The following is a 4015-nucleotide window of genomic DNA, read 5'->3' as shown; positions in this document are numbered from 1 at the left end:
GCCCGGTGCGGGCACCGGGCGCCCCCGGCGCGCGTACCGGCTAGGACGCCGCCGCGTCCGCCGCCTGGGCGCGCAGGGCGCGTTCCACGCCCGCGCGGGACTCCGAGACCAGGCGGCGCAGGGCCGCGTTCGGCTCGGCGGAGGTCAGCCAGGCGTCCGTCTTGTCGAGGGTCTCGCCGGAGACCTGGACCGTCGGGTAGAGGCCGACCGCGATCTGCTGGGCCATCTCGTGCGAGCGGGACTCCCAGACGTCCGCCAGCACCTCGAAGTACCGGTCCGTGTACGGCGCCAGCAGCTCCCGCTGGTCGGTCTGGACGAAGCCGGCGATGACCGCCTCCTGGACGGCGTTCGGCAGCTTGTCGGACTCGACGACCGAGGCCCACGCCTCCGCCTTGGCCTCCTCGGTCGGGCGGGCCGCGCGGGCGGTCGCGGCGTGCCGCTCACCGGCCGCCGTCCTGTCCCGCTCGTACTCGTCCGCGATCTCCGCCTCGTCGAACCGGCCCACCGCCGCCAGCCGCTGCACGAACGACCAGCGCAGCTCCGTGTCCACGGCCAGCCCCTCGACGGTCTGCGTACCGGCCAGCAGGCCCTCCAGCAGGTCGAGCTGCTCCGGCGTACGGGCCGTCGCCGCGAACGCCCGCGCCCACGCGAGCTGGTGGTCGCTCGCCGGCTCGGCGGACCGCAGGTGGGCCAGCGTGGCGTCGGTCCAGCGGGCCAGCAGGGCCTCGCGGGCGTTCGGGTCCGCGTACAGGTCGATCGCCAGCTTCACCTGGCGGTGCAGCGACTGCACGACACCGATGTCGGACTCCTTGCCGATGCCCGACAGGACCAGGGACAGGTAGTCGCGTGCGGCGAGCTCCGCGTCCCGCGTCATGTCCCAGGCGGAGGCCCAGCACAGGGCGCGCGGGAGGGACTCCGCGAAGTCGCCCAGGTGCTCGGTGACGAACGCCAGCGAGGCCTCGTCCAGGCGGACCTTGGCGTACGACAGGTCGTCGTCGTTGAGGAGCACCACCGCCGGGCGGCGCTCGCCGACGAGCTGCGGCACGGCCGTCAGCTCGCCGTCCACGTCCAGTTCCACGCGCTTCCCGCGCACCAGCTTGCCGCTCGCCTCGTCGAGGTCGTACAGGCCGACCGCGATGCGGTGCGGGCGCAGCGTCGGCTCGCCCTTGGCGCCGGCCGGGAGCGCCGGGGCCTCCTGGCGGATGCCGAAGGAGGTGACGACACCGTCGGCGTCCGTCTCGATCTCCGGGCGCAGCACGTTGATGCCGGCCGTCTCCAGCCACTGCTTCGACCACGTCTTCAGGTCGCGTCCGGAGGCCTCCTCCAGCGCGCCCAGCAGGTCGGACAGGCGCGTGTTGCCGTAGGCGTGGCGCTTGAAGTACGCCTGCACGCCCCGGAAGAACTCGTCCTCACCGACGTACGCGACGAGCTGCTTCAGCACGGACGCGCCCTTGGCGTACGTGATGCCGTCGAAGTTGACGAGCACGTCGTCCAGGTCGCGGATGTCCGCCATGATCGGGTGCGTGGACGGAAGCTGGTCCTGGCGGTAGGCCCAGGTCTTCATGGAGTTCGCGAACGTCGTCCACGAGTGCGGCCAGCGCGAACCGGGCGCGGCGGCCTGGCAGGCGATGGACGTGTACGTGGCGAACGACTCGTTCAGCCACAGGTCGTTCCACCACTCCATGGTGACCAGGTCGCCGAACCACATGTGGGCCAGCTCGTGCAGGATGGTCTCCGCGCGCCCCTCGTACGCCGCGTCGGTCACCTTCGACCGGAAGACGTACTGGTCGCGGATGGTCACCGCGCCCGCGTTCTCCATCGCGCCCGCGTTGAACTCCGGCACGAAGAGCTGGTCGTACTTCGCGAACGGGTACGCGTAGTCGAACTTCTCCTGGAACCAGTCGAAGCCCTGCCGGGTGACCTCGAAGATCGCGTCGGAGTCGAGGTACTCGGCCAGCGAGGGGCGGCAGTAGATGCCGAGCGGGACGGACTGGCCGTCCTTCTCGTAGACGCTGTGCACGGAGTGGTACGGGCCGACGATCAGCGCCGTGATGTACGACGAGATGCGCGGGGTCGGCTCGAACGCCCAGACGTTCTCCGCCGGTTCCGGCGTGGGCGAGTTGGAGACGACGGTCCAGCCCTCCGGCGCCTTCACGGTGAACTGGAAGGTCGCCTTCAGGTCGGGCTGCTCGAAGCTCGCGAAGACGCGGCGGGCGTCCGGCACCTCGAACTGGGTGTACAGGTACGCCTGGTCGTCGACCGGGTCGACGAACCGGTGCAGACCCTCACCCGTGTTGGTGTACGCGCAGTCGGCGCTCACCCGGAGGATGTTGCGGCCCTTCAGCAGGCCGGGCAGGGCGATGCGGGAGTCCGCGAAGACCTCGGCGGGGTCGAGGGAGTCCCCGTTGAGGGTCACCTCGTGCACGGTGGGGGCCACCAGGTCGATGAAGGACTCCGCGCCGTCGCCGTCCTCGGCGACGTCGAAGCGCACCGTGGTCACGGACCGGTAGGTGCCGCCCTCCTGCGCGCCGGAGAGGTCGAGATCGATCTCGTACGAGTCAACGGTCAGCAGCTTCGCCCGCTGCCGCGCCTCTTCGCGAGTCAGGTTTGTGCCAGGCACGCGGTCATCTCCTCGATATGTGTGGGTTGCGCCATCCTTCCACGCGACATCGGGATGAGGCGACGACCGAGCCGGACCATGGGGATTCCCCTGTGTCGTCCGGCGGGCGAGGGTGGGCTCGACGTCCGGAACCCGCCGGTGGTGAGGGGCGCCGGCCGCGAGTGTGGGGGCATGACGATCCACACCGCACGTCCCGTACCGCCACCGGTCCTGCGCGAACTGCTGGTCACCGACGACGCCGGCCGCCCGGCGGTCCCCCGAACCGACGACGAGGGCGGCGCCCCGCTCCGCTGCTGCCTGCGCCGCAGCCGCCCCGGAGAACTGGTCGCCCTCGTCTCCTACGCGCCGCTGCGCCGCTGGGCGGCGGAGACGGGCGCGGACCCCGGTGCCTACGACGAACAGGGCCCCGTCTTCGTCCACGCCGAGGAGTGCGCGGGCCCGGGGGGCGGAGAGCTCCCCTTCACGAACGCCCACCGCACGCTCCGCCGCTACTCCGCCGACGGCCGCATCCTGGGCGGCCGGCTCGTCGAGGCCCCGGAGGACTTCGGACCCGCCCTCACCGAGGCGTTCGCCGACCCCGAGGTGGCGCTGGTGCACGTACGGGCCGTGGAGTACGGCTGCTTCCTGTACGAGGTGCGCCGGGGCTGAGCTTTTCCGGGGCCGTCTCAGCCGCCCACCCCGGCCCGCCAGGCGCCGTCGGCCTCGATGCGCAGGAGGCCGGGTGCCTGGACGGGGGCCAGCACGTCGAGGTGGCCGATCTCGTTGACGAGGAGGTCCTCGTCGTCGCCCCGCCACTCGGGGTCGGGCGAGGTGAAGTAGTGCCAGACGGCGAAGTTGCTGCTGCCCCGGTGGGTGAAGGACAGCACGCCCGCGGGACCCTCGTACACCAGCAGGTCCGGGCCCCTGCCGTCGAGGCCGTGCACCAGACGCCGGGCGTGGGCGAGCGGCAGCACCCGCAGCGTCCAGGGGGTGTCGGCGCGCACCAGCAGGGACAGCGGGCGGTCCTCGGGGACGGTGGCGAACGTACGGGCGTGGACCTCGTCCTCGTACGACGACAGAAGGTCCCGGTCGGAGCGGCCGTACGCGTCGCAGGAGTCGATGTGCACCGAGATGCTGTCCCTGCACTCGATCTCGACGACCACGCGGGCGCCGGGCGGCAGGTTCGGCGGGCAGGTGACGCGCTGCTTGCCCGAGCCCTGGTGTGTGAACGGCGGGAAGGAGAGCGCCAGTTCCGACGCCAGGCGGTCGGCGGCCGGGACCGGGCCGTCGGCCGGGACCGGGGCGGCGTACGGGGCCGGGGAGGTGTACGGGACCGGAGCGGTGCCGGGAGGCGGGGGAGGAGGGGCCGGGGCGGCGGGGAAGGGGGCGGGCGCGGCCACGGGGGCCGGCTGCGGG

Annotated in this window: 2 protein-coding genes and 1 pseudogene; 1 reads left to right on the top strand and 2 read right to left on the bottom strand. The window is 72.5% G+C overall.

Annotation, left to right across the window (positions count from 1 at the left end; genetic code table 11):
- Positions 1-40: 40 nt before the first annotated feature.
- Positions 41-2620, bottom strand: coding sequence for an aminopeptidase N (pepN, locus tag B7767_RS21780; protein ID WP_085573685.1), 2580 nt, complete (start codon positions 2618-2620; stop codon positions 41-43).
- Between the two features lie 171 nt (positions 2621-2791).
- On the opposite strand from pepN, the gene B7767_RS21775 reads away from it, so the two are divergent.
- Positions 2792-3268, top strand: a complete 477-nt coding sequence (locus B7767_RS21775) for a DUF1203 domain-containing protein (RefSeq protein WP_085573684.1) — start codon at positions 2792-2794, stop codon at positions 3266-3268.
- 17 nt (positions 3269-3285) lie between these two features.
- Here the strand turns inward: B7767_RS21775 and B7767_RS21770 are convergent.
- A pseudogene (locus B7767_RS21770) lies at positions 3286-4015 on the bottom strand (TerD family protein); the annotation flags it as partial.

It is taken from the genome of Streptomyces sp. 13-12-16 (assembly GCF_002114215.1).
In the GTDB taxonomy this organism is placed as follows: Bacteria; Actinomycetota; Actinomycetes; order Streptomycetales; family Streptomycetaceae; genus Streptomyces.
The sequence above is the reverse complement of the archived record's forward strand: the minus strand, read 5'-3'. Positions and strand labels throughout refer to the sequence as shown.